At 64.1% G+C, this 23,419-nt stretch carries 23 protein-coding genes; 14 read left to right on the forward strand and 9 right to left on the reverse strand.

Annotation, left to right across the window (positions count from 1 at the left end; all coding sequences use genetic code 11):
- Positions 1 to 5: 5 nt before the first annotated feature.
- The 4 genes from QCE49_RS34140 to QCE49_RS34155 form a co-directional block, all read right to left on the reverse strand.
- Positions 6 to 1,076 (reverse strand): beta-ketoacyl synthase N-terminal-like domain-containing protein, encoded by a 1,071-nt coding sequence (locus QCE49_RS34140; RefSeq protein WP_175982427.1) that lies wholly within the window; start codon positions 1,074 to 1,076, stop codon positions 6 to 8.
- Positions 1,073 to 2,071, reverse strand: a complete 999-nt coding sequence (locus QCE49_RS34145) for a DUF2169 domain-containing protein (RefSeq protein WP_250457689.1) — start codon at positions 2,069 to 2,071, stop codon at positions 1,073 to 1,075. The genes QCE49_RS34140 and QCE49_RS34145 overlap by 4 nt, the downstream gene beginning before the upstream one ends.
- 61 nt (positions 2,072 to 2,132) lie before the next feature.
- On the reverse strand, positions 2,133 to 3,422 hold the full coding sequence (locus QCE49_RS34150; protein ID WP_250457690.1) for a TIGR02270 family protein: 1,290 nt from the start codon (positions 3,420 to 3,422) through the stop codon (positions 2,133 to 2,135).
- Positions 3,423 to 3,433: 11 nt separating this feature from the next.
- On the reverse strand, positions 3,434 to 3,901 hold the full coding sequence (locus QCE49_RS34155) for a DUF6484 domain-containing protein (RefSeq protein ID WP_250442125.1): 468 nt from the start codon (positions 3,899 to 3,901) through the stop codon (positions 3,434 to 3,436).
- 170 nt (positions 3,902 to 4,071) lie between these two features.
- Between QCE49_RS34155 and QCE49_RS34160 the strand changes: the two genes are divergently transcribed.
- Genes QCE49_RS34160 through QCE49_RS34170 form a run of 3 tightly spaced genes read left to right on the forward strand, consistent with a single transcriptional unit; the run spans position 4,072 to position 5,819 of the window.
- Positions 4,072 to 4,641 carry a hypothetical protein gene (locus QCE49_RS34160; RefSeq protein ID WP_250437753.1) on the forward strand — a complete coding sequence of 190 codons (570 nt, stop codon included), beginning with the start codon at positions 4,072 to 4,074 and terminating at the stop codon, positions 4,639 to 4,641.
- Between the two features lie 26 nt (positions 4,642 to 4,667).
- On the forward strand, positions 4,668 to 5,246 hold the full coding sequence (locus QCE49_RS34165; protein WP_250457691.1) for a hypothetical protein: 579 nt from the start codon (positions 4,668 to 4,670) through the stop codon (positions 5,244 to 5,246).
- Between the two features lie 33 nt (positions 5,247 to 5,279).
- A complete protein-coding gene (locus QCE49_RS34170; RefSeq protein WP_250457692.1) occupies positions 5,280 to 5,819 on the forward strand; it encodes a hypothetical protein in 540 nt (179 codons plus the stop codon).
- A gap of 6 nt (positions 5,820 to 5,825) precedes the next feature.
- On the opposite strand, the gene QCE49_RS34175 is transcribed toward QCE49_RS34170, so the two are convergent.
- The 5 genes from QCE49_RS34175 to QCE49_RS34195 form a co-directional block, all read right to left on the reverse strand.
- Positions 5,826 to 6,731 (reverse strand): ABC transporter permease subunit, encoded by a 906-nt coding sequence (locus tag QCE49_RS34175; RefSeq protein ID WP_409017636.1) that lies wholly within the window; start codon positions 6,729 to 6,731, stop codon positions 5,826 to 5,828.
- Positions 6,724 to 7,539 carry a taurine ABC transporter ATP-binding protein gene (locus QCE49_RS34180; protein WP_008345374.1) on the reverse strand — a complete coding sequence of 272 codons (816 nt, stop codon included), beginning with the start codon at positions 7,537 to 7,539 and terminating at the stop codon, positions 6,724 to 6,726. The genes QCE49_RS34175 and QCE49_RS34180 overlap by 8 nt, the downstream gene beginning before the upstream one ends.
- A gap of 49 nt (positions 7,540 to 7,588) precedes the next feature.
- Positions 7,589 to 8,665 carry a taurine ABC transporter substrate-binding protein gene (gene tauA / locus QCE49_RS34185; protein ID WP_250437755.1) on the reverse strand — a complete coding sequence of 359 codons (1,077 nt, stop codon included), beginning with the start codon at positions 8,663 to 8,665 and terminating at the stop codon, positions 7,589 to 7,591.
- A gap of 210 nt (positions 8,666 to 8,875) precedes the next feature.
- Positions 8,876 to 10,123 (reverse strand): ABC transporter substrate-binding protein, encoded by a 1,248-nt coding sequence (locus tag QCE49_RS34190; protein WP_409017637.1) that lies wholly within the window; start codon positions 10,121 to 10,123, stop codon positions 8,876 to 8,878.
- Between the two features lie 40 nt (positions 10,124 to 10,163).
- A complete protein-coding gene (locus QCE49_RS34195; RefSeq protein ID WP_250457693.1) occupies positions 10,164 to 11,414 on the reverse strand; it encodes a DUF1479 domain-containing protein in 1,251 nt (416 codons plus the stop codon).
- Between the two features lie 93 nt (positions 11,415 to 11,507).
- On the opposite strand from QCE49_RS34195, the gene QCE49_RS34200 reads away from it, so the two are divergent.
- The 11 genes from QCE49_RS34200 (at position 11,508) to QCE49_RS34250 (ending at position 23,419) form a co-directional block, all read left to right on the forward strand.
- Positions 11,508 to 12,449: a helix-turn-helix domain-containing protein gene (locus QCE49_RS34200; protein WP_008345370.1), complete on the forward strand. Its 942-nt coding sequence runs from the start codon at positions 11,508 to 11,510 to the stop codon at positions 12,447 to 12,449.
- A 351-nt stretch (positions 12,450 to 12,800) separates the two neighbouring features.
- The gene (locus tag QCE49_RS34205; protein WP_250457694.1) at positions 12,801 to 13,475 is read left to right on the forward strand and encodes a PIG-L family deacetylase; all 675 of its coding nucleotides are present in this window, start codon (positions 12,801 to 12,803) and stop codon (positions 13,473 to 13,475) included.
- Positions 13,468 to 14,415, forward strand: a complete 948-nt coding sequence (locus QCE49_RS34210; protein WP_250457695.1) for a glycosyltransferase family 2 protein — start codon at positions 13,468 to 13,470, stop codon at positions 14,413 to 14,415. Before QCE49_RS34205 ends, QCE49_RS34210 begins: the two co-directional genes overlap by 8 nt.
- Positions 14,416 to 14,599: 184 nt before the next feature.
- Positions 14,600 to 15,871: a glycosyltransferase family 1 protein gene (locus QCE49_RS34215; RefSeq protein WP_008345367.1), complete on the forward strand. Its 1,272-nt coding sequence runs from the start codon at positions 14,600 to 14,602 to the stop codon at positions 15,869 to 15,871.
- Complete coding sequence (locus QCE49_RS34220; protein WP_250457696.1) at positions 15,868 to 16,446, forward strand: HAD-IIIA family hydrolase; 579 nt, start codon at positions 15,868 to 15,870, stop codon at positions 16,444 to 16,446. Before QCE49_RS34215 ends, QCE49_RS34220 begins: the two co-directional genes overlap by 4 nt.
- Positions 16,443 to 17,603: a glycosyltransferase family 9 protein gene (locus QCE49_RS34225; protein WP_409017638.1), complete on the forward strand. Its 1,161-nt coding sequence runs from the start codon at positions 16,443 to 16,445 to the stop codon at positions 17,601 to 17,603. Before QCE49_RS34220 ends, QCE49_RS34225 begins: the two co-directional genes overlap by 4 nt.
- Before the next feature lie 3 nt (positions 17,604 to 17,606).
- Positions 17,607 to 19,352, forward strand: coding sequence for a carbamoyltransferase C-terminal domain-containing protein (locus tag QCE49_RS34230; RefSeq protein WP_033535668.1), 1,746 nt, complete (start codon positions 17,607 to 17,609; stop codon positions 19,350 to 19,352).
- A 32-nt stretch (positions 19,353 to 19,384) separates the two neighbouring features.
- The gene (locus tag QCE49_RS34235; RefSeq protein ID WP_250457721.1) at positions 19,385 to 20,401 is read left to right on the forward strand and encodes a glycosyltransferase family 2 protein; all 1,017 of its coding nucleotides are present in this window, start codon (positions 19,385 to 19,387) and stop codon (positions 20,399 to 20,401) included.
- The gene (locus QCE49_RS34240) at positions 20,398 to 21,453 is read left to right on the forward strand and encodes a glycosyltransferase family 9 protein (protein ID WP_250437772.1); all 1,056 of its coding nucleotides are present in this window, start codon (positions 20,398 to 20,400) and stop codon (positions 21,451 to 21,453) included. Before QCE49_RS34235 ends, QCE49_RS34240 begins: the two co-directional genes overlap by 4 nt.
- Entirely contained in the window at positions 21,440 to 22,399 is a 960-nt protein-coding gene (locus QCE49_RS34245; protein WP_008345361.1) for a glycosyltransferase family 4 protein, read from the forward strand. Before QCE49_RS34240 ends, QCE49_RS34245 begins: the two co-directional genes overlap by 14 nt.
- Before the next feature lie 27 nt (positions 22,400 to 22,426).
- Positions 22,427 to 23,419 (forward strand): UDP-glucuronic acid decarboxylase family protein, encoded by a 993-nt coding sequence (locus QCE49_RS34250; protein WP_250457697.1) that lies wholly within the window; start codon positions 22,427 to 22,429, stop codon positions 23,417 to 23,419.

A 23,419-nucleotide genomic window follows, 5' to 3' on the forward strand; every position in this document is an offset into this window, starting at 1 on the left:
GCAAGTCAATGGCGCGAAGCGGCCGGCATCGTGGCCGATTCGAAAAGCGCGCAGGCCCGCAAGCCCGCCTCCGAACTCGACCAGATCAATGTTCTCGGGCCTGCCGCATAGCCACGCGACGCCGCCTGATGAGCCAGCATCGCGAACAATGGCCCTGACGCCGCGCCCACATCGCCCCAGACGTCCGCTGGCGACAGATAGCCGGTGGCATCCTTGAAATGCCGGCCCAGTCTCAGGCAGACGAACCCCCACTCTTCGCCTCGATAACGCTCGCCGTTGATATCGCAGATGACATGATCGATCGTCTTCCGCGCGCCCGGCGCGCTCGTCAGCGCGTCTCGCACGACCGCGGTCAGACCCTTGCCGACGCACACCTCGCGCGTTTTGATGAGGCAGCGCTCCGATCCTGTCGCAGCTGCAACGAGGTGCATCGTTTCGGCAACGCCGAGCCGCCGGCACGCGGCGTCGCTCATCAACAGGCAGAATGCCGCGCCCTCGCCGGGGACGAAGCCGCTCCTCGATCCTTCGCCTGCGATCTGCCTGCGGCCGTCGAGCCAATTCAGCGTCTCAGGATGCAGATAACTGTCGATGCCGCCGACGACGCACGCGTCCAGTTCGCCGCTTCCGAGCGACTCGCTCGCCTTCCTGAAGGCCGCTACTCCGGCTGCGTGCCCCTGCGCATGCACCGAGACTTGTATCGGATCGATCGTCGATCCGCCCAGCCGCCGCAATCCCTGCATGACGGCGCTCGCGTCTTCATGCGTGAAGCCAGGGCGGATCTCCGGCAGCGCGACCATCATCGGCGATCGAAGCGGCGCTTCGCCCAGGTGAGCGAGGGCGCGCGTCAGGTCGCGCCACGCGAAACCTGCCAGCGCAAGCAGACGAGACGGACCGTGCAGCCCCGGGTCGAGTTCGGCGTCGAAGGCCAGGTTCACGTAGTTGCCGAGCCTGTCGACGATGAACGGATGCTCGCGCGCCGCCCCTATACCCGCCCGCACGGCCGCCGCGCTTGCCTCTGCCCCGAGACCGAGCGGCGTGCGCGCACCGGCGGCCGCCATGACGACGCGTGCGCTCATGACAGGTAATCCTTCTCGCGGACCAGCGTGCTCTCGAGATAATCGGGTTCGTCTTCGACCTTCAGAACCGTGACCCACACGAGCATCAAACGCAGCGCATCGGGTTCCAGTATCACCGACGAAAGGCGTGCGCGATGCTCCTCGTCGCGGGTGTCGATGCGCGTCGTGAAAGCCAGGCGCACCTTCGGCAGCGCGAAGGACATCGACCCTGCGGGCGTGAGGTTGATCAGTTCGACCGGCTCTCCGCCCTGCAGAGGGCTTGCGGGTTGCTGATCGGGTGGAGCGCACTGCAAGGAGTGCGGACTCCAATCCTCGGGCAACAGCGGCGAGCGATCGCGCATCCACGCATCGTCGTAAGTGCCGGCGCGTTCCCGCCTCGGCGACCAGAAGCTGTCGATGGCGCCGAACCCGGCGGGGCCATCCTTGTCCAGACGTCCGCTCGGGTATTCGAAATTGGGCATCGCCATGCCTTCCCGGCTCTGCCCTGCGCCGACTACGCCTCGCCCGACCGGATTTCGGGCGTCATAGCAGTGTCTGGCGGGGTCGTCGCCGGGCGCATCGTAGCCGCCATAAGCGAGCTCGTAGATGACCGGCAGACGGACGACCGGCTCCGCCAGCATGCGTCCGGGCATCCCTTTTCCCCATCTACGATGTCCGCGAACACGCAGCGTCTTGCGAACCGGCCCAACCCGCATGCCGACCAGAAAGTCGTCGCTGGGCCTGCCGCCGGGCGCGTAAGCGGTACCGTTGAGCACGATGTCGGTCGTCGGCTTGGGCCCGAGCAAGTCCGAGTCGTAGCGAAGGCTGGACCGTCCGGGCGTGCCGGTGTATTCGGCGGTCTCGACCGGCGGCGTCTGCTCGTCCGCGAGCCGCGGTCCCGCCGGCGTGATGTCATAGGTCGCCTTTACCGCGACGATCCATTCGTGCGTGCCCTCCTTGTCTCGCGTCCATGACGTATCGACTTCGTAGGCAGTCCGATTCTCGATGCTCCACATTGACGACCCCCTATCGCGAACAGTGTTAAGACGAAGCACGAAGAATCGTTTTGAAAGAGCGTCAATCCATCGCCTGCAATGCGCGTCGCTGACGCCAAGCAGGCGCTGCGCAATTGAAGAGCACGCTGCGCGGATCGGCGAGGCGCAGTTGAATGGCCGCCGCGGCGCGCTGCCGCTGAGCGCCATTGCGCAACACGTCGATGCACTGCGCTTTCGACGACAACGCGCCCATGAGATAGCGCCCGTTGCCCGGCATCCGCGCCTTGTTGGCGTGCCACCATGTGCGCGTCTTGTCGGGGTCCGGCCAAGGCGCGCCGTCGTCCTCTTCCTCGGCGGCATCGGCATCTTTTTCGCCGCCGGAATTCCCCGATGCCAACGGCGCGCGTTCCAGCCCGAGACGAACGAAATCGGCTCCCGTGATGAGACTGAAGCTCTCGCCCGCGAGCCGCGCCACGCGGTCATCGTCCATACGGCCGATCAGCCACTGCGCATAACGTGGATCGCCGGTGAAACCGACGGCGCGAATCAGCCTGCGCGCACTCTCCGGTTTAGAAGCGAATCGCTCCAGCCATCGATGCGCATCGGCGGGCGCGAGCACGCTCGCCGCGAGCGCGAGCGCGATGTCGCCGAACATGGATGGCGTAGCCGCTATATCGCGTATGACCTCGAGCGCCTCGTCGCGATCGCCGAACAGCAGCGCGGATCGCGCGGCATGAAACCGGCATGACGCGTCCGCGTGATCGAGATGGGCGTGACATGTTCCGAGCAGATCGACGCGGCCGATCTCACCCGCGCAGCGCAGCGCCCGGGCGCGCAGCACAGCGTCGTCGGAAACGAGCGCCGCGTCGAGATGCCGCTTCGGATCGACGCGATGCTGCGCACATCCCTCGATGCCAGCCAGTCGCGCGGCGGGGTCGTCGCACGCGAGCAGGATCGAGACGACACCGGCGAGACGGCCCGGACTCACCCAGCCGAACGCCGAATGAAAGCCCGCTCTGGCATTGGGCGTGGCCTGACTCAAAGCGAGCAGCCGCATGATCGCCGGGTCCGAACGCGCCTCGATGCAACCGACGGCGGCGGTGAACAGTTCGCCCTTGCCCGCGTGCTCCAGCGCCCGAATGCTCGAACGCAGGCCGGCGCGTCCCGCCACGGCGATGCCGTCGAGATGCGCCGCGATGCGTTCGTCGAGCCGTGTCAGATCGGAGAGCCTCACATGCGGCGCGCGCACGAGACGGGAGCGGATTCGCCGCAAGGCGGCGGCGTCTTCGACATGTTGCTCCAGCACGCGGAAAAGCACGCCGCTCGCCGAGTCGGCGACCGGTTCGGCTTCGTCGGCTCTCGTCGTGTCCACGGCGACATGCATCAATTGATCTGCACCGATCCGCCGATGATGCGATTCAGTCCTGACGCACTGCTCGACACGCTGCTTCCGCGTATGCGCACATGTCCGTCGCGCGTGAGCGTGATGCTGGCTTTTCCGCAACGCAGCACCATCTGCTCCTTCGCCGTCACGAGAAGCCGCTTGCCATCGGCGTCGACATCGATCTGTGCGGGCGCATCGTCGAACGGCCAGGCTTCGCATCCGATCAGACAGCCGATGACGATCGGGCGCGTCGGGTCTCCGGCTTCGAACATCAGCGCGACTTGACGGCCGATATGCATGCCGCGCAGATCGACGACCGTGCGCGCGACGAGCGCCGCGCTCCCCGGCTGGCCAGGGTAGACGACGAACGGGGACGCAGCGTCGCCATCGAGTCCGATCAACTCGCCGATCCTCACCCCGTCGATGGCCGCAAGAGGGCCTTGTTCGAGAAAATCGCGTCCGCTCATCGCGTGCTCCTTCGGGTCTCATTCAAAGACGAACGAGCCGACGGCGATTTGCAAAGCTATCCATGACTTCGCGGCGCTTGAAATAAGCGCATCGCGAACCTATGCTCATTGAACAGTCGAATCCGGTCCGCAAGCCCCATGCGGACGTCGTCAGTGGAAGGAGACGCCTCATGCGTCTGTCGCTTATCTTCGTGGTCCTGTCGGCCGTGAGCGCAATGTCCCTGCATGCGGACGCAGACGACCGGCAGGACTGGCGACGACATCGCGACCAGCCCGCCCTGAAAGTATTCGATGCACAAGGCAAACTTATCGGACGCCTTGCTTCTTACGGCGGCTACGACGGCGTGTTCCTCACGATCGACCGCGCGCTCGTCTTCGCGCAGATCACGCGCCTGAACAACAACGGCGAAGCGTACGACTCGGCGAAATTCCAGTGGTCGACTTACGGACCATTCGACTACTCGACCGCCGATTGCAGCGGCTCGCCGATCATTCCTCCCGGCAGCGGCCCACGACCGTCGATCGCGATGAGAACGGGCGCGGACGTCACGCTCCTGATCGCGGGCGATACGGACTCGTCGCCCGCTCAGGTCGTCGCGGTCTTCGACGGCAAGCAGTGCACGCCGCCGCCGACTATCGGGCACATGCCGCCATCCACCGCGCCCGTGCCCGCATTCACGGCCGAGACGAACTATCCGCTGACGGCTCATTATCCCGAGCCGCTCACCATCAGATATTGATCGGGCACGATCGACGGAGACGCTTCATGTGTCGAATGCTTGTTGTGCTGCTCGTCCTGTGCGCGAGCGTGAGCGCCGCCGATGAACGCGATAAACGCGATAAACGCGACGATCGCGCGCATTCCGGCGAGAACATATTGCGCCAGCCGATGGTGTACGACGCACAGGGAAAGCGCGTCGGCCCGCTGGAGGTTTATTCGGGCGTCAACGGCGTGTATCTCGCGATAGACGGCGAGCCCGTCTTCGTGGCGGTGAATCACAAGCGCGTCGGTCCGTTGCAGTATTCGGCCTCGCAATACGAATGGGTCGGCTATACGTTCGTGCCCTACCCATCGCACGATTGCACCGGGAGCGTCGCCGTCGCGGATGCCGGCAGCCCCGCTCCGGCGATGCCGCTCAGAGAAGGCGCCGACGTGACCGTCTATATCGCGGGCAAGCAAATGTCCGGCAACGTGCAAGTGTGGTCGTTCAGGCAGACAGATCCGTCTACCGGCGCGACGACCTGCCTGACGAGTCTGTCTGACCAAGGCGCCAACTACTGGGCCATCGAGCGCACGTATCCGCTGACGCAGCACTATCCCGAGCCGTTGCGCGTGGCTTATTGACGGAAGACGCGCACGGACCGCACGGAGACCGACATGAGGCACTGGCTGATCGGAGCGCTGATCGCGCTATACGCAACAACATCGCCCGCCGATGACTTCGCGCATCAGGCAAGGCATCGCCCTGTCAGGGTGTTCGATGCGAACGGTCACGTCATCGGCGATCTCACGATCTTCGCCGCGCAAAACGGCGTCGCGCTGACGGCCGGAGACGCAACCGCCGTGATTCCCATTGCACGCGTACAGGACGCGACCTTTCACTTTTCCGCGACCGACTTCAACTGGCTCGCGACGAAGGTCGTCGATTTCGCATCGTCCGATTGCAGCGGCGATCCGATCCTCGACTCGCTCAACGGACCGCGCGCCGCGCTCGCGGTCAGACGCGGCAACGACGTCACCGTGTACTTCGCGGCCGAAGGCGTCACGCAGTCGTTCCAGGCGAATTCGGCGCTCGATCCGAACGCGGCGAACGGATGCCGTCCGTTCACGGCATCCATCACACTTTCGGGCTTCAAGGTCGGCGCGACACTCGCGATCAGCCGCACGCATCCCGAGCCGCTCAGGATCGGCTATTGAAAGGCATCACACGCGGCCTTTCCACGGCACCATCGCTTTTTCCAGATACCGCATCAGCAGATCGAAGCAAAGCGCGAAGAAGCCGATCACGATGATGCCCATGATGACGACATCGCTCGCAAGAAACTCGGCCGCGTTGAGCACCATGAAGCCGAGACCGCGCGTCGAAGCGACCATCTCCGCCGCGACGAGCGTCGTCCAGCCGACGCCGATGCCGATACGCATGCCCGTGAAAATCTCCGGCAGCGCGGACTTGAGGATCACATGCGTGACGACCTGCGTGCGCGACGCGCCCATCGAATACGCGGCGTGGATCTGCTCGATCGACACCGAGCGCACGCCCGCGCGCGCGGCGATCGCGAGCGGCGCGAAGATCGCGAGATAGATCAGGAAGATCTTGGAGAACTCGCCGATGCCGAACCAGATGATGATGAGCGGCAAATACGCGAGCGGCGGCAGCGGCCGGTAAAACTCGATCGGCGGATCGAACACGCCGCGCGCGTGCCGGGAGACGCCCATCATCACGCCGACCGGAATCGCCGTCGCACACGCGAGCGCGAATGCGCCGAACACGCGCAGCAAGCTCGCGACGACGTGTTCCGCGAGCGTCGAGTTCGCGAAGCCATCGCTCGCCACCGCGATGAACTTCGCATAGACCGCTTGCGGCGACGGAAGAAAGAGCGGCTTGACCCAGTGCATGCCGGTGATCAGAAACCAGCCGGCCACGAGCACGGCGACGGTCGCGATGCTCATCGCGAAGCTGCTGCCGTAGCCTGGCACGCCGAACGTGTCGCCCGGCTTCACCGGCTTCTTCTTCGATTGCCGCGCGTGCCGGCCCGGCGGACGCCGCGATGCGCCGATGCCGCTGTCGATCGCGGGACCGGGCACCGTCATCGATGCGCGCTTAACCATGATGAATCTCCTCCGCATGATGAGCGGCGCGCTCGTCGCCGTAGATGATGCCGAGCACCCGCTCGCGCATCTCGATGAAATCGGGGCTGGACTTGATCGCGCGCGCATCGCGTGTGGCGAGGAAGCGGCGGTTGAAATCGAGATCGTAGCTATGCGTGATGCGGCCCGGACGCGGCGACATCACGATCAGCCTGCTCGCCAGAAAAAGCGCCTCCTCGACGCTATGCGTGATGAAGAACAACATCTTCTGCGTGCGCTGCCAGACATCGAGCAGCAGCTCCTGGATGGTCTCGCGCGTAAGGGCATCGAGCGCGGCCATCGGCTCGTCCATCAGCAGCATCGCCGGATCGCAGGTCAGCGCGCGCGCAATGCCGACGCGCTGCTGCATGCCGCCCGACAGCTGATAAATCATGTGCCGATGAAAATCCTGAAGGCCGACGAGCGCGAGATTGCGCTTCGCGATGTCCTCGCGCTGCGCCTTCGGCACGCCTTGCAGCTTCAGGCCGAAGGTCGCGTTGTCGAGCACGTTGAGCCACGGCAAGAGCGCGTGCTTCTGGAACACGACGCCGCGATCGGCGCCCGGCCCTTCTACCGGCCTGCCGTTGAGCAGCATCTCACCCGATGACGGCGCGATGAAACCCGCCATCAGCGATAAAAGCGTCGTCTTGCCGCAACCCGACGCACCCAGCGCGACGACGAATTCGCCATCGCCGATAGTGAGATCGATGCCGTCGAGCGCTTGCACGCGCTCGCCCGGGCGTCGGCCCGGAAACACCACGCTCACGTTCTTCACCTGCATGCAACCCATATGTCCTCCGGACTCGGATGTGCCAAGGGCAAGCGGCGCGCGGCCGGGCTTATTTCAGTTTTTCCGCGGCTTCGACGTATTCCGCCGTCACGAACTTCGAATAGTCCGGCAGCACGGCGTCGACGCGCTTCTGCTGCTTCAGGAAGTCCGCCGTGTCCTTGAGCGCGAAGGCCGCGCGGCTCGATGCGCCGCCGCCGAGCCACTGCTTCGTCGCCTGCTCCTGCGCCGACGGATAGCCATACAGCGAAAGCGAGCCCGGCACGTCGGCCGGCGCGCCGCCGATCGTCTTCGCGATGGCCGCGGCCTGCTGCGACTGCGCGGTCCATTTGGCCGGATCGTTGCGGTATTGCGCATCGAGATCGGAGATGGCCTTGACGAACTTCGCCATGAAGTCCTTGTGCGCTTCGCCCCACGCACGATCGACCGCGATGCCGTCGAACGTCGGCTTGCCGAGCTTGGACAGATCGCCCGACGTAATCAGCACCTTGCCGCTCTTCTTGAGTTGCGAGAGCGCCGGATCCCACACGTAGGCAGCGTCGATATCGCCGCGCTCCCACGCCGCCGCGATCTGATTCGGCTGCATGTTGAGAATCTTCACCGACGACGGATCGATGCCCCAGTGCTGCAGCGCGAACATCGTGTGATAGTGCGTCGTCGAGACGAACGGGACCCCGATGGTCTTGCCCTTCAGATCCGCCGGCTTGGCGATGCCCGAGCCGTTGCGCACGACCATCGCCTCGGCTTCGTTGATGTTGTCGAGAATCCAGAAGAGCTGCGCGTCCACGCCCTGGCTGACGGCGGCGGCGAGCGGGCTGGAGCCGATCACACCGATCTTGATGTCGCCCGAGGCCATCGCGGTCGCCACCTTCGCGCCGGATTCGAACTGCCGCCAGTTGATCTTGTAGCCGGTCGCCTTGGCGATGGAGCCATCGGCGATGCCGACGACCCAGGGATCGACGATCTGCTGATACGCGATCGTCACTTCCTTGTCTTCGGCGTTCGCGGCCTGCGCGCCGCCCCACGCGCACACGGCGACGACGAGTGTCGCCAGCGCGCGCGCCGGCGAGAACTTTCTAAGCAGCTTGCCCGGCAGGCGTTTCAAGCCACAGACGCGGATCGTGTTCATGACGGTTCCTGGAGAAGTGGAAAATCGGGCTCGCCGGCGCGGCATTCCCCGTTTCGGTGCGGTCCGTCGCGCAAGCGGCGAACCGATGACCGAGTATCCACAGCGAAAAATCCAGGAAGTTAGTGCCAGACGGGAACAATCGTTGAGTCCACATTCCGTCGGGCGGCGGGAAGGCTTCTTATGAAGGCGTCGGCGCTACGGATGCGCCTTTTATTTGATCTTCGCGGCGGCGGCGAGCTTGCGCACGCCTTCCTTCGCATCCTCGTTCGAGTTCATGAAATTCGTCACGACGTCGGTGATCGCGCCCGCCGTCACCGGCGATTGAAGTTCGCCGAAAGCCAGCGAAGGCAGGAAGCCGCCCGACTTGATCGTCGCCTGCTCGTCCGCGCGAGACTTCTTCGCGCAGCTGTCGAACTTGTCCATCGGCACATCGAGGCGAACGGGAATCGAACCCTTGTTGAGGCTGAACTGTTCCTGGAATTCGGGCGACATGATCGTCTTCGCCATCGCAATCTGTCCCGGCGTCGCATCCTTCTTGCCGTTCTGCTGGAAGAACACGAAGGCATCCGCCGTGTACGTGTAGGCGTTCGACGTGCCCGGAGCGGGCGCGCAGACGAAGTCGACGTCCGCCTTCTTGCTCGCGTTCGCGAATTCGCCCTTGGCCCAGTCGCCCATGAACTGCATGCCGCCCGAGCCCGAGATGACCATCGCGGTGGCGAGATTCCAGTCGCGGCCGTGATAGGCCTTGTCGAAGTAAGTGCGTATCTTCTGCACCGTCTCGAAGACCTGAATCATTTGCGGCGACGTGAGCGTCTTCTGATCGAGATCGATGAGCGCCTTGCGATAGAAGTCCGTGCCTTGCGACAGCACGACCGTCTCCCAGATGGTCATGTCCTGCCACGGCTGACCGCCATGCGCGACAGGCGTGATGCCCGCCGCGCGAAATTTGTCGGCAAGCGCGAAGAACTCCGGCCACGTCGTGGGCGGCTTGCCGCCGACCTTGTCGAGATCCGCCTTGTTGATCCACAGCCAGTTGATCCGATGCACCGAGAACGGCGCGGCGACGTAATGTCCGCCCGACTTCATCGCGTTGTCGATCTGCGCGGGCGTGTGCGCTTTCCAGTCGGCCGCGGCCTGATCGATCGTGACGACCACGCCCTGATCGGCCCAGTCCTGAATCAGCGGTCCTTTGATCTGCGCGGCGGAGGGCGCGTTGCCCGAGATCACCTGTGTCTTCAGCGCGGTCATGGCCGCCGTGCCCGATCCGCCCGCGACGGCGAAGTCCTTCCATTCGTATCCTTGCTTGCTCATGTCGTCCTTGAGCACGCGGATCGCTTTCGATTCGCCGCCGGAAGTCCACCAGTGCAGGACCGAGATCTGTTCGGCGGCCGATACCGCGTGCGTGCCGGCGATGAACATCGCGACGGCTGCCGCAACCGACATCGTTGATCGTTTCATTGCTTGTCTCCGGGTTTTATTTATTTATGAAGCGACGCGTTCACGCGCGCTGTTCGAATCCGAGTTGCGACTTGCCGAGCGGCGTCAGGTCGTCGGGCGTCGCGCGGCCTTCGAAATCGACTTCGAAATGATCGCCTGGAAAATCGGGCGGGCTTTCGCCCTTCAGGAAGCTCGGCAATTGACGCTTCAGATACGCGTCGTTTTTGGCGCATCCGGGCGCGGAAGCGATGTACATGACGTTGCTGTAGCCGGCGCCCTTGTGTTCGTCTTCGACCGCGTGAATGACGTCGCTATGCCAGAACACGGTGTCGCCCGCATCCATCTTCGGGATCGACGACAGCGCCTCGAACAGCGGCGCGTGAAACTCCGGCCTGATCGACAGCGCGCGTCCGGGCATCGCGCCGCACAGGTCGTCGTCGGCGACGTCGTCCTGAAGCGCGCGCAGCAGGATGTACACCATCGCGTTGGCGATGGGCACGAGCTGCAGCGTGCCGTCGCCCGGACCTTGCGGCGTCAATGCGGTCCAGCCCTGGAACGTGCGGAACATCGAACACACGGCCGGCGATGCGATCTCTTCGACATCGGGACGGAAAGCGGCATCGAACGCATCGTAATCGCGCCAGTTGCCCGCGAAGACGTGGCGATACACCTTGCGGAAATTGCCTTCGATCCAGCGCTCGACCGAGCCGCCATCGCAATGCGCCGACAAGCCGAGCGACGCGGAACCGGGCGGCCGCCGGCGCAGACGGTCGGCATAAACCGGCACATGTTCCGGGTCGAAGTGAACGCGTCCTTCGCTCTCGTTGCGCCAGAGCTTGTTGAGAAACACGCGCGCCGCGGTCAGCGATTCCGACTGGCGAGCCAGCACTTGAGGCTTCGACCAGTACACGCCGTAGATTTGCGGCTTGCTCGACGCGAGCTGACCGAAGTACTTGTCTTCGGCGCGGTTTTCGAGGCGCTTGTCGAGGCGATTTCGTTCGACGTAATGCGCGATGTCTTCATCCCATTGCTGTACCTGTGCGCGTGGAAAGACATTGCGGATCACGCACGCGCCGCTCGACTTGACGAGCGCGATCTGCTCGCCGCTCACGCGCCCTTCGGTGATGTCGGCGAACTGAATTTCCGGAATGACGTCTTCGCCGCGATCGCGCCGCGCGGCGATCCGCTTCGCTTTCTCGCCGATCGTCTGCTCGACTTGCGCGAACACTTCGCGGTAGTTCGGCAGCGCGGCGCGCAGTTCCTTTTTTGCTTGCCGGATCGCGCCCGGCAAGTCATCGATTTTCAGCGCCATGATTGTCTCCACATGAATTGCCGTGGACACAGCATATGATGCGTCCGTCTGCGGCGGTGATACGATTCAGGCAATTCATTTGCGTTTTCGGCCATGAAACCAGCCTACGAGCATGTCGAATTCGGCGCGGACTGTTCGGTGCGGGTTTACCATCGGCGGCTCGCGCGTATTCCATTCGAATGGCATCACCATCCGGAATACGAGCTGACGCTGACGATGAACAGTCACGGCAAGCGCTATATCGGCGATTCGGTGAACGACTATCAGGCCGAGGATCTCGTCCTCGTGCCGCCTGATTTGCCGCATACGTGGTCGTCGAACCGGTCGATCGACTCGTCGTTGCCGCAAGTCGCGATCGTCATCTGGTTCGACGGCGACTGGGCGCGGCGCATGGCGGACTGCTGCCGCGAATACGAGCCGCTTCGCAAGCTCCTGCGCCGTGCGGCGTGCGGGCTGGCGTTCGAGCCTCCCGCCGGCGAACGGATGCGCAGCCGTCTCGAACAGTTGCTCTCGACCGCGCCGCGCGAACGCCTGAGCGCCGCGCTCGATGTCCTGTGCACGCTCGCCGATGCGCCGGGCCATCCGCTCGCGTCGCCGAGCGCTTTCAATCAGACGAACGCGGGGCCGTCCGGTCACGAGCCCGAGCGCATCAATCGCGTTCTTTCGATGATCGATGCGCGCTTTGCCGAACCGCTCCGGCTATCGGAGCTATGCGAAGCGGCGAGCCTTTCGGAGCGCACCTTGACGCGCTATTTCGTGCAGCACATCGGCGAGAGCGTCGGGCGATACATCGCTCGGGTTCGAATCGGCCATGCGTGCCGGATGCTGGGCGACACGTCGCTGCCGATATCGGTCATCGCTGCGCGCTCGGGATTTGCGAACGTCGCCAACTTCAATCGGCAATTCAAGGCCGCGAAGCAAACGACGCCGGCGGAGTACCGGCGTCAGTTCATCGATGCAGGCGCGCTCGTCAAGGACACGGCGAACAGCCTGACCGAACGGCCGCCTTCGCTTCAGCAGAAGCGGCGGCGTTGAAGTTATCGCGATGCGCTGAGCCTATGCTCTGCATCGCGCGACAATCTCAGATAGCCCACGATCGTCCGGCTCGCCTTCTTGTGCGCCGGCGTGCTCACGCTCTTGTTAAGCGTCGGTCGCGGCCGATGCGCCTGGGTCGGAGCGGACCCCGGCGGTGCCTTCATGCGAATGGGCTGAAGTCGTCTCCGCGTTGCGATTAGCTTGGGTTCCTAATCAATCGACACGCGCCGACCGCGCACGATCAGACGATTACCTGCAGACCGGCGCGTCGAGGCACGCACATTGCGCAGTGGCTTCGGATCGATTCATCGAAAGCAACCGGCCATGCCTCTCTCCGCTCAAAGAACCCTGGTGATTTCCCCGCATCTCGACGATGCCGTCTTCAGTTGCGGCGCCCTGCTCGCCGCGTCGCCGGGCGCATCCGTCTGCACGATATTCGCGGGTGCGCCGGACACGGCGCTCGCCACCGACTGGGACGCGCAGTGCGGCTTCGCGGACGCACATCAGGCGATGCGCGAGCGCCGTGTCGAAGACAAAGCCGCGCTGCACGTCCTGGGCGCGCGCGCCGTGCATCTCGGCTTTCTCGACTCCCAATACACGCAAGGCGGCACGAGCGCGACCACCGCCAAGATCGCTTCGGCCATTCGCGACGTGATGCGCGAGACGGATTGTGCCACGCTCCTCATGCCGCTTGGCCTCTTTCATTCCGACCACGCGCTGGTTCATACGGCCGCGCGCGAGGCGTGCCTTTCGGACGCGACGGCATGCATTGCGTACGAAGACTGTCTATATCGGCGCATGGATGGCCTCGTGCAGCAACGGCTCGTCGAACTCATCGGAAGCGGCATCGAAGCGACGCCGCTGCTCGATCCGATCGATGCCGCCACGCTCTCGCGCTGCATCGAAGCGAAGCAACGCGCGGTGCAATGTTATGCGAGTCAGCTCAAAGCCTTCGGGCCCCACGGCTATGACGACGTGCTCGCGCCCGAACGCTTCTGGACTCTGCGAGCCGTCGACCATGGCTGAACCGGCAACACTTTCCGAGCCCGATCGCGCGCGGCTCACCGTCGTCGTGCTGACGTACAACAGAGCCGATCAGGTGCTCGACACGCTCGCAAGACTTGCCGCGCTGCCGGACCGCATCCGCATCGTAGCGGTCGATAATGCGTCCACCGACGGCACGGCCGAGCGCATTGCGGCGCAGTTTCCATCGGTCGAACTCGTCGAGGCGCCGGACAATCTCGGCGCGGCCGGACGCAATCTCGGCGTCGCTCGCGTCGCGACGGAGTACGTCGCATTCTGCGATGACGACACCTGGTGGAGCGCCGGATCGCTGTCGCGCGCCGTAGCGATCCTCGACGCGGCGCCGCGCGTCGCGGTGCTCAACGCGCGCGTCGTCGTCGGTGCCGACGGCGCGGCGGACGAGACCTGCCAACGAATGCGCGAAAGCCCGCTGCCGCATCGCGGCTTGCCCGGTCCCGCGCTCGTCGGCTTCATGGCGGGCGCGTGCGTGTTCCGCACCGACGTCTTCCGGCAAGTCGGCGGCTACGAGCCCAGGCTTTTCATCGGCGGAGAAGAAACGCTCGTCTCGCTGGATGTCCTGTCCGCCGGCTACGAGATGGTCTATATGGATGACCTCGTCCTTCATCACCATCCCTCACTGCTGCGCGACAGCGCACAACGGCGCAGGCTCCTCGCGCGCAACGCCGCGTGGGTCGCATGGATGCGCCTGCCATTCGACCAAGCCCTTCACGCCACCGGAAAAGCCTTCCTCGTGGCATGGCGCGAGCGCACGTTGATGCGCGATTTACCGATCCTCGCAAGCGGCATCGCATGGGCGATGGCCAGGCGCCGCGTGATCCCCTCGCGCGTCCAGGACATGCGCCGCGTCGTGCGCGAAGACGATTTGCGCCGCGCCAGGCGAACGAAATCGTCGGCGTCTTTCGGTTCTACACGCCCCACGTAAAAACGCGTGCATCGCGGGACGAACCAAACGAAATTTGGTTCGTCCCGCATCGAACCGCAAATCGTTTCGCAGTTCTCGCCAGTTCGACAATGAGTGGCACAGGGAATGCTGAACGCTGGTGACTGATCCACGCGATGGCGCGCCGCGCACACGCACATTGGGATCGCAAGATAAGGGGACTTCCGTGAAAATCGCATTGATCAGTGAGCACGCATCGCCGTTGGCGATCGCGGGTGGCGTAGACAGCGGCGGGCAAAACATCTATGTGGCGAATGTCGCGCGTCAGCTCGTTCGCATCGGTCACGACGTCGATGTGTTCACGCGTTGCGACCGTTCGCTATTGCCGCTCGTCTCGCGCTTCGAAAACATCCGCGTGATAAATGTACCGGCCGGTCCGCCCGTGCAGTTACCGAAGGAACAGCTTCTGCCGCATATGGATGCGTTCGCCGGCTTCATGATCGACTTCATGAAGAAGGAAGCGCAACCGTATGACATCGTGCACGCGAACTTCTTCATGTCGGGCCTCGTGGGTCTGCGCATCAAGGACGCGCTCGGCGTGCCGCTCGTCACGACGTTTCATGCGCTGGGGCGCGTGCGACGCCTGCATCAAGGCGAATCGGACGGCTTTCCCGATGCGCGCTTCGATATCGAAGACGAGCTCGTCAGGCGCTCCGATTCGGTCATCGCCGAATGTCCCCAGGACGAGAACGATCTGATTCATCTGTACGACGCCGATCCCGCGCGCATCGACCTCGTGCCGTGCGGCTTCGATCGCGCGGAGTTCCATCCGTTAGACAAGGCGGCAGCGAGAGAACGTCTCGGCTGGCCGCAAGACCGGTTCATCGTGCTGCAACTCGGGCGCATGGTGCCGCGCAAGGGCGTCGACAATGTCGTGCGCGCGCTCGGCATGCTACACGGTGAGCATGGCGAAAGTGCCGAGCTTTATGTGGCAGGCGGCAATTCCGACGAAGCGAACGAGAACGCGACGCCGGAGATCGGCAGGCTGCGCGGTGTCGCGCGCGAATGCGGCATCGAAGAGCATGTTCACTTCGTGGGCCGTCATGGACGAGGTGAACTGAAGCACTTCTATAACGCAGCCGATGTCTTCGTGACGACGCCGTGGTATGAGCCGTTCGGCATCACGCCGCTGGAGGCGATGGCTTGCGGGCGGCCCGTCATCGGTGCTGCTGTCGGCGGCATTCGCTACTCGGTGGCGCACGGAGAAACCGGCTTGCTCGTGCCGCCGAAGAATCCGGCCGCGCTCGCGGATGCGCTCGTCGCGCTCAAGCGAGATGCCGCGCTCGCCACGCGAATGGGCGAAGCGGGCCTCGCCCGCGCGAACGCAATGTTCACCTGGTCGAGCGTCGCGCAGGCGCTCGCACAGGTCTACGCGCGACTTGCGGGCGAGGAAGGACAAGCCGCCGCGCGCGTTGCCATGGGCGGAGCCGCACGATGACGCAACCACTGCGGCCTGCGATCTTCATCGACAAGGACGGCACCTTGCTCGACGATGTGCCCTGGAACGTCGATCCGCTGAAGATGCGCCTCGCGCCGGGCGCGCTCGACGCGTTGCGCCTGTTTTCGTGGCTCGAACTGCCGATCTTCGTAATCAGCAATCAGAGCGGCGTCGCGCTCGGCAAGTTCGACTTGCAGGCACTCGATCGCGTCGAAGCGCGTTTGCGTGAACTCGCAGCCGAAGCGGGCGCGTCGTTCGCCGGCATTTACTGGTGCCCGCATCATCCGCGGGGCGTCGTGCCTGAATTCACGCGCGCGTGTGAATGCCGCAAGCCCGCGCCCGGCCTGCTGTTGCGTGCGGCGTGCGAGCATGGCATCGATCTTTCGCAGAGCTGGTTCATCGGCGACATTCTCGATGACGTCGAAGCCGGTCATCGCGCGGGCTGCCGCAGTGCGCTGATCGATAACGGCAACGAAACCGAATGGCTCAAAGGCGTTGGACGCGAGCCGGATATCGTCGCGAAGGACCTGTACGAGGCGGCGATTGCAGTCGTCAATGCGGAGTGTCCCGCATGAAGCCCATGCTTGCACCCGTCGTCGAAGCGCATGCGCGCAAGAGCGCCGCGAGCCAGGCGCGCGAATGGGGCGCGGATGTCAAGCGCATTCTCTGCATCCGTCTCGACAATCTCGGCGACGTGCTGATGACGACGCCCGCACTGCACGCGTTACGCGCCGCGGAGCCGGGCAGGCATCTGACCTTGCTCGCATCGCGAGCGGGCAAGGCGACGGCGCCTTTCATCGATGCAATCGACGATGTGATCGAATACGACGCGCCGTGGGTCAAGCAGGATGCGCCCATCGACGCCCTCGCCGATCTCGCCATGCGTGCGCGCCTTGCATCGGCGCATTTCGATGCAGCGGTGATCTTCAGCGTCTACAGCCAGAATCCGCTGCCCGCGGCCATGTTGTGTCATCTCGCCGGCATTCCGCTGCGGCTCGCGCATTGCCGCGAGAATCCGTATGGTTTGCTCACCGACTGGGTTCAGGAGACTGAACCGCAGCACGGCACACGGCATGAAGTGGAGCGGCAACTCGCTCTCGTCGCAAGAGTCGGTGCGAAAGCCGACGATACGCGCATGCGCTTCTCCGTGCGCCCCGCCGATATCGACTCGCTGACGCAAAAGCTCATCGCCCGCGATGTGGATGTGGACGCACCGTTCATCGTCGTGCATCCGGGTGCGAGCGCGGAGTCGCGCCGCTATCCCGTCGAACGCTTCGTCGAAACGATCGAACGTCTCGGCGCTCAATTGGAATGGCCGATTCTCGTGACGGGCTCGCGAAGCGAAAGTCACTTGTGCCGCGCCGCCTGCGGCACGAGTCCCTACGCGCACGATCTGTCCGGCGCGCTCGAACTCGGCGAACTCGCCGCGCTCATCCAGCGCGCTCGCGTTCTCATCTCGAACAACAGCGGACCGGTGCATCTCGCATCCGCGCTGGGCGCGCCCGTCGTGGATCTCTACGCACTCACGAATCCGCAGCACATGCCGTGGCAAACGTCGCATCGCGTGCTGTATCACGATGTCTCGTGCCGCTGGTGCTATCGCAGCGTGTGTCCCGAAGGCCATCACGCGTGCCTTGTCGGCGTCGAGGTAGACGAGGTTGTCTCCGCCGCGCTCGAGCTCATCGAAGAAGAACATGCATCGCCCGTCCATCCGATAACACAGGCAAGCTAAGCTATGTACACACTTGGAATCAACGCGGTTTATCACGACAGCGCCGCGGCGCTGGTCAAGGACGGCGTCGTCATCGCGGCGGCCGAGGACGAGCGCTTCACGCACGTCAAGCATGCGAAACGGCCGGTGCCGTTTTCCACATGGCAGCTTCCGTTCGATGCAATCGACTATTGCCTGAAGGAAGCGGGCATCGAACTCGCGGATGTGGATCACATCGCGTATTCGTACGATCCGCATCTGTTTTCCGGCATGCCGAAGGACGCAAACGCGAACATATCCCTGCCGATGATGCCCTCGGCGCAAGCGATGACGAACCCGTCCGAATCGCCCTGGGATCCGCTGTTCCTGAGCTATATCGTCAATGCGAAGGGTCAGTTGATCGACGGCGCGCCGCATCACCTGAAGCGGCGTTTCCTAAGCGGCGGACGCGCCCCGCGCTTCGCGTGGCATAACGTCGATCATCATCTCTGTCACGAAGCGAGCGCGTTTCTCGCCGCACCTTTCGACGACACCGCCGTACTTACGATGGACGGTCGCGGCGAAGGCGTCACGACGAGTCTCGGGCAATTCGTGAATGGCGAATACACGCGCATCAAGCAAGTGGAACTGCCGCACTCGCTCGGCCTGCTCTATGAAACGGTGACGGGCTATCTCGGCTTCCTGCACTCGTCCGACGAGTACAAGGTGATGGCGCTCGCGTCGTTCGGCAAGCCCGCGTATGTCGATCAGTTTCGCGAGATCGTGAAGTATCGCCGCGACGGCAGCTATACCGTCGATGCGCCGCGTCTCGTCGAGCGCTTCGGTCCCGCGCGCGAACGCGGCGGCCCGCTCACGCAGCATCATTTCGATATCGCGCATTCATTGCAGGTCGTTCTGGAAGAGACCGCGCTCGAACTCGCGAAGTGGCTGCACGAACGTACGGGTCTGAAGAATCTCGCGATGGCGGGCGGCGTCGCACTCAACTGCGTGATGAACGCGCGCCTGCGCGATCGCGGACCGTTCGATGAAATCTGGGTTCAGCCCGCCGCCGGCGATGCGGGCACGGCGCTCGGCGCTGCCTTGTGGACCGACTATCAGCAACGCGCGAAGACCGGCGATCGCGGTCGAAAATGGCGCATGGATCACGCATATCTCGGACCGTCGTTCGATGACGACGAGATCGAAACCTTCCTCAAGTGGACGCGCGCGCCGTATCGCAAGCTCACGAATATCGCCGAAGAAACCGCGGACATTCTCGCGCAGAACCGCGTCATCGGCTGGTATCAGGGACGCACCGAGTTCGGCCCGCGTGCGCTCGGCGCGCGTTCGATTCTGGCATCGCCCATCGATGCGTCCATGCAGGCGCGCCTCAACGAGATCAAGGATCGCGAGGACTTTCGTCCGGTTGCGCCCGTCGTGATGGAAGAGCACGCAGCCGACTGGTTCGTCGATGCACGCGTCGCGCCGTTCATGCTCTTCGTGTTCGACGTGCGCGACGACATGAAGACGCGCATTCCCGCGGTCACGCATATCGACGGCACCGCGCGCGTGCAGACCGTCAATCGCGCGCAGCATCCGCTTTACTACGATCTGCTCGCGGCGTTCAAGGCGCGCACGGGCGTGCCGGTTCTCGTCAATACATCGTTCAATACGCGCGGCGAGCCGATGGTGAATACGCCGCGCGACGCACTCGAATCGTTCTGGACGTCGCCGCTCGATGCGCTCGTGATCGGCTCGTTCCTTGTCGAAAAGCCGGGCGCACACGCATGAGCACCTACGCCGAACTCTTCGATCACGGCGCGATGAGCGCGGCCGATGCACCCGCGATACCGCGCGGCGATTTCATCCCGGACGTGACCGTGGTCGTGCCGACGTATCGCCGCCCCGCGATGCTCGAACGCTGCGTGCTGGCGCTCGCGGCGCAGACCTACGATCCGGCGCGCTACGAGATCATCGTATGCGACGACGGCCCCGACGAAGCGACAAAGGCATGCGTGCAGCGCCTGTCGCAATCGCGTGCGCGGCGCGGCCCGTTGATCCGCTACGTTCCCGTCACCGCGACGCAGGGTCCGGCGGGCGCGCGCAACGCGGGCTGGCGCGCATCGCTTGCGCGGCGCATCGCCTTCACCGACGACGACACCATTCCCGATCCGAACTGGATCGCCAATGGCATGCGTGCGCTCGATGCGGGCGCGGATGCCGTGTCGGGCCGCATCGTCGTGCCGCTGGGACCACGCCCGACCGATTACGAACGCGACGCCGCCGGACTCGCCAGCGCCGAATTCGCGACGGCGAACACCTTCGTCACGCGCGCCGCACTCGAACGTACGGGCGGCTTCGATGCGCGCTTTACGGCGGCGTGGCGCGAGGACTCGGATCTGCAATTCGCGCTGATGAAGGCGGGACTCGTCATCGCGCGTGCGGAAGACGCAACCGTGCTGCATCCGGTGCGCCCTGCGCGCTGGGGCGTGAGCATATCGCAGCAGAAGAAGAGCCAGTTCGATGCACTGCTCTACAAAAAGTATCCCGCGATGTTTCGCACGCGCATCCGCCGCAATCCGCCGCTTTTGTACCACGCGATGCTCGCGGCGCTCGTCGTTGCGATCGGATCGTTCGCAGCACACGCGCCGCGCACCGGGTCGCTCGCGTTGCTTGCCTGGGCCGCGATGACCATATGGTTCAGCATGCAACGATTGAAGACGACTGCGCGCACGCCGTCGCACGTGGCGGAAATGCTGTGGACGTCGGCGATCATTCCGTATCTGTCGATCTACTGGCGCATACGCGGCGCGTTCAAGTTCAGGGTCTTCTTTCTATGAACGTCGAGCGCATCGTCATCTTTCGCGCATTGCAGCTCGGCGACATGTTGTGCGCCGTGCCTGCGTTGCGTGCATTGCGCCGCGCCTATCCGCAAGCACATATCGCGCTTATCGGTCTGCCTTGGGCGGCGAGTTTCGTCGAACGATACGCGCATCTCGTCGATGAACTCATCGTGTTTCCCGGCGCTATCGGTTTTCCCGAGCAGCAGGAAACGGATGCACATCTGCCTCGTTTTCATCAAGCGATGCGCGCACGTCGCTTCGATCTCGCGATTCAACTGCATGGAAGCGGCGGCGTGGCGAACGATATCGTCGAAGGCATCGGCGCGCGTCTGAACGCGGGCTTTCTGAAGCCGGACGAAGCCATGCGTAAAGGCGTCTTCATGCCATGGCCCGACGATCTGCCCGAATCCGCGCGATACACCGCGCTCATGCAGCGGCTCGGCATCGACGCAAACGATCTCGATCTCGAGATTCCGCTGACCGATGCCGACAATCGCGAATGCGATGCGCTGATCGAAGCGTGCGCGCTCGATAGCGAGCGGCTCGTGCTCGTGCATCCGGGCGCGCAGCTGCCTTCCCGTCGATGGCCCGTCGAGCGCTTCGCCGACGTGGCGCGCGCGTTGTCGCGGCGCGGCTGGCAAGTCGCCGTCACAGGCAGCGCGGGTGAAGCCCCGTTGACGGCGCGCGTTGCGCAAGGTGCCGGCATCGATCTCGCCGGCCGCACGTCGCTCGGCTCGCTCGCGGCGCTCGTCGCGAAGGCGCGGCTCATCGTATGCAATGACACGGGGCTTTCGCATGTCGCCGCAGCGATGCGCACGCCGAGTGTCGTCGTCGCGTCGGGCAGCGATACACGTCGCTGGGCGCCGCTCGATCACGCGCGTCATCGCGTGCTCGCGGACTGGCCCTCGTGCCGTCCGTGCGCGTTTCGCGAGTGCCCTTACGGTCATGAATGCGCGATGAACATAAGCGTGCAATCCGTGATCGACACGGCATTCGCCCAGCTTGAATCGACCGTCCGAGAGGAGACGCTTCTTCATGCCCACGACTAGTTCCCGGCGTCTGCGCGTGCTTACCTGGCATATTCACGGCAATTATCTTTACTATCTGAGCCAGGCGCCGCACGACTTCTATCTCGTCACGCGCCCCGGTTATCCGCCGGGCTATGCGGGCACGGCGGGTGCGTTGCCCTTCGGCCCGAACGTGCATGAAATTCCGGCGAGCGAAGTGCAGTCGCAATCCTTCGATGTCGTGCTCTTTCAGCACAAGCGTCAATGGGACGACGACCGCATCAATCTGCTGAGCGACGCGCAACGCCGGCTGCCGCGCGTCTACATCGAGCACGATCCGCCGCAGGAAAACCCCTTCGAACAGAAGCACTGGGTGCAGGAACGCGACACGCTGCTCGTGCACGTCACGCACTTCAACAAGCTGATGTGGGACAGCGGCGAAACGCCGACGCGCGTCATCGAACACGGCGTGATCGTGCCCGAAGGCGTGCGCTATAGCGGCGAACTCGAACGCGGCATCGCGGTGATCAATCATCTGCGCCAGCGCGGCAGGCGGCTCGGCAACGATGTCTATGCACAAGCGGCCGCGCGCGTGCCGCTCGATCTCGTCGGCATGGATGCGCAGTCGGCGGGCGGCATCGGCGAGATCGGCAATCTGGAGCTTGCGGCGTTCAGCGCGCGCTATCGCTTCTTCTTCAATCCGATTCGCTGGACGAGCCTCGGGCTCGCCATCGTCGAAGCGATGACGATCGGCATGCCGATCATCGGTCTCGCGACGACCGAACTCGCCACCGTGATCCGCAACGGCGAAAGCGGCTACGTGCATACCGACACGCAGGCGCTCATCGACGCGATGCAGCACCTGCTGCGCGATCCCGCCGAAGCGCGGCGTCTCGGCGAAGGCGCGCGGCGCACCGCGCTCGAACGATTCAATATCGCGCGCTTCGCCCGCGACTGGGACGAAACGCTGCGCTTCGTATGCAGTTAGCACACACATCGAAAGGATGAAGGCGACATGAGAGAAGCCTATAGAAAGCGAATTCTGGTGACGGGCGGCGCGGGCTTTCTCGGCTCGCATCTGTGCGAGCGGCTGCTCGCGCTCGGGCACGATGTGCTGTGTGTCGATAACTTCTACACCGGCACGAAGGACAACATCGCGCATCTGCTCGACAGCCCGAATTTCGAACTGATGCGGCACGATGTGACATTTCCGCTTTACGTCGAAGTGGACGAGATTTACAACCTCGCCTGCCCCGCTTCGCCGATTCATTACCAGCACGATCCGGTGCAGACGACGAAGACCAGCGTGCACGGCGCGATCAACATGCTCGGGCTTGCGAAGCGCGTGCATGCGCGCATCTTCCAGGCATCGACGAGCGAAGTGTATGGCGACGCGCATGTGCATCCGCAACAGGAAGCGTACTGGGGCAACGTGAATCCGATCGGTCCGCGCTCGTGTTACGACGAAGGCAAGCGCTGCGCCGAAACGCTCTTCATGGATTATCGGCGGCAGCACGGACTGTCGATCAAGATCGCGCGCATCTTCAACACGTACGGGCCGCGCATGCATCCGTCGGACGGACGCGTGATCTCCAACTTCATGATGCAGGCGCTCTCGGGCGAGCCGATCACCGTGTACGGCGAAGGCTCGCAGACGCGCTCCTTCTGCTATGTCGACGATATGGTCGACGCATTCATCCGCCTGATGGACACGCCCGATGAACTCACCGGACCCGTCAATCTCGGCAATCCGCACGAGCTTTCGATGCTCGAGATCGCGCGGCGCATCATCGAATTGACGGGATCGTCATCGGAGATCGTGTTCAAGCCTTTGCCGATGGACGATCCGTGGCATCGTCAGCCGGATATCGCGCTCGCACGCGATGCCCTCGGCTGGACACCGACGACGCCGCTCGACGAAGGCCTGCGTCGCACGGCGCAGCATTTCCGTGGCGTGATCGAAGCGATGCAGGGACGTCACGCGCTCCATATCGCCACGTCAGGTTGA

The sequence above is a fragment of the Caballeronia sp. LZ008 genome (assembly GCF_031451435.1).
Lineage (GTDB): Bacteria > Pseudomonadota > Gammaproteobacteria > Burkholderiales > Burkholderiaceae > Caballeronia > Caballeronia zhejiangensis.

Excerpts from the sequence above, each read along its gene's own strand:
- QCE49_RS34225 (WP_409017638.1), top strand. The coding sequence starts at position 16,443 with ATGAAGCCCATGCTTGCACCCGTCGTCGAAGCGCATGCGCGCAAGAGC.
- QCE49_RS34250 (WP_250457697.1), top strand. The coding sequence starts at position 22,427 with ATGAGAGAAGCCTATAGAAAGCGAATTCTGGTGACGGGCGGCGCGGGC.
- QCE49_RS34160 (WP_250437753.1), top strand. The coding sequence starts at position 4,072 with ATGCGTCTGTCGCTTATCTTCGTGGTCCTGTCGGCCGTGAGCGCAATG.
- QCE49_RS34210 (WP_250457695.1), top strand. The coding sequence starts at position 13,468 with ATGGCTGAACCGGCAACACTTTCCGAGCCCGATCGCGCGCGGCTCACC.
- QCE49_RS34245 (WP_008345361.1), top strand. The coding sequence starts at position 21,440 with ATGCCCACGACTAGTTCCCGGCGTCTGCGCGTGCTTACCTGGCATATT.
- QCE49_RS34170 (WP_250457692.1), top strand. The coding sequence starts at position 5,280 with ATGAGGCACTGGCTGATCGGAGCGCTGATCGCGCTATACGCAACAACA.
- QCE49_RS34240 (WP_250437772.1), top strand. The coding sequence starts at position 20,398 with ATGAACGTCGAGCGCATCGTCATCTTTCGCGCATTGCAGCTCGGCGAC.
- QCE49_RS34200 (WP_008345370.1), top strand. The coding sequence starts at position 11,508 with ATGAAACCAGCCTACGAGCATGTCGAATTCGGCGCGGACTGTTCGGTG.
- QCE49_RS34175 (WP_409017636.1), bottom strand. The coding sequence starts at position 6,731 with ATGGTTAAGCGCGCATCGATGACGGTGCCCGGTCCCGCGATCGACAGC.
- QCE49_RS34165 (WP_250457691.1), top strand. The coding sequence starts at position 4,668 with ATGTGTCGAATGCTTGTTGTGCTGCTCGTCCTGTGCGCGAGCGTGAGC.
- QCE49_RS34190 (WP_409017637.1), bottom strand. The coding sequence starts at position 10,123 with ATGAAACGATCAACGATGTCGGTTGCGGCAGCCGTCGCGATGTTCATC.
- QCE49_RS34230 (WP_033535668.1), top strand. The coding sequence starts at position 17,607 with ATGTACACACTTGGAATCAACGCGGTTTATCACGACAGCGCCGCGGCG.
- tauA (WP_250437755.1), bottom strand. The coding sequence starts at position 8,665 with ATGAACACGATCCGCGTCTGTGGCTTGAAACGCCTGCCGGGCAAGCTG.
- QCE49_RS34235 (WP_250457721.1), top strand. The coding sequence starts at position 19,385 with ATGAGCGCGGCCGATGCACCCGCGATACCGCGCGGCGATTTCATCCCG.
- QCE49_RS34155 (WP_250442125.1), bottom strand. The coding sequence starts at position 3,901 with ATGAGCGGACGCGATTTTCTCGAACAAGGCCCTCTTGCGGCCATCGAC.
- QCE49_RS34145 (WP_250457689.1), bottom strand. The coding sequence starts at position 2,071 with ATGTGGAGCATCGAGAATCGGACTGCCTACGAAGTCGATACGTCATGG.
- QCE49_RS34220 (WP_250457696.1), top strand. The coding sequence starts at position 15,868 with ATGACGCAACCACTGCGGCCTGCGATCTTCATCGACAAGGACGGCACC.
- QCE49_RS34140 (WP_175982427.1), bottom strand. The coding sequence starts at position 1,076 with ATGAGCGCACGCGTCGTCATGGCGGCCGCCGGTGCGCGCACGCCGCTC.
- QCE49_RS34180 (WP_008345374.1), bottom strand. The coding sequence starts at position 7,539 with ATGGGTTGCATGCAGGTGAAGAACGTGAGCGTGGTGTTTCCGGGCCGA.
- QCE49_RS34195 (WP_250457693.1), bottom strand. The coding sequence starts at position 11,414 with ATGGCGCTGAAAATCGATGACTTGCCGGGCGCGATCCGGCAAGCAAAA.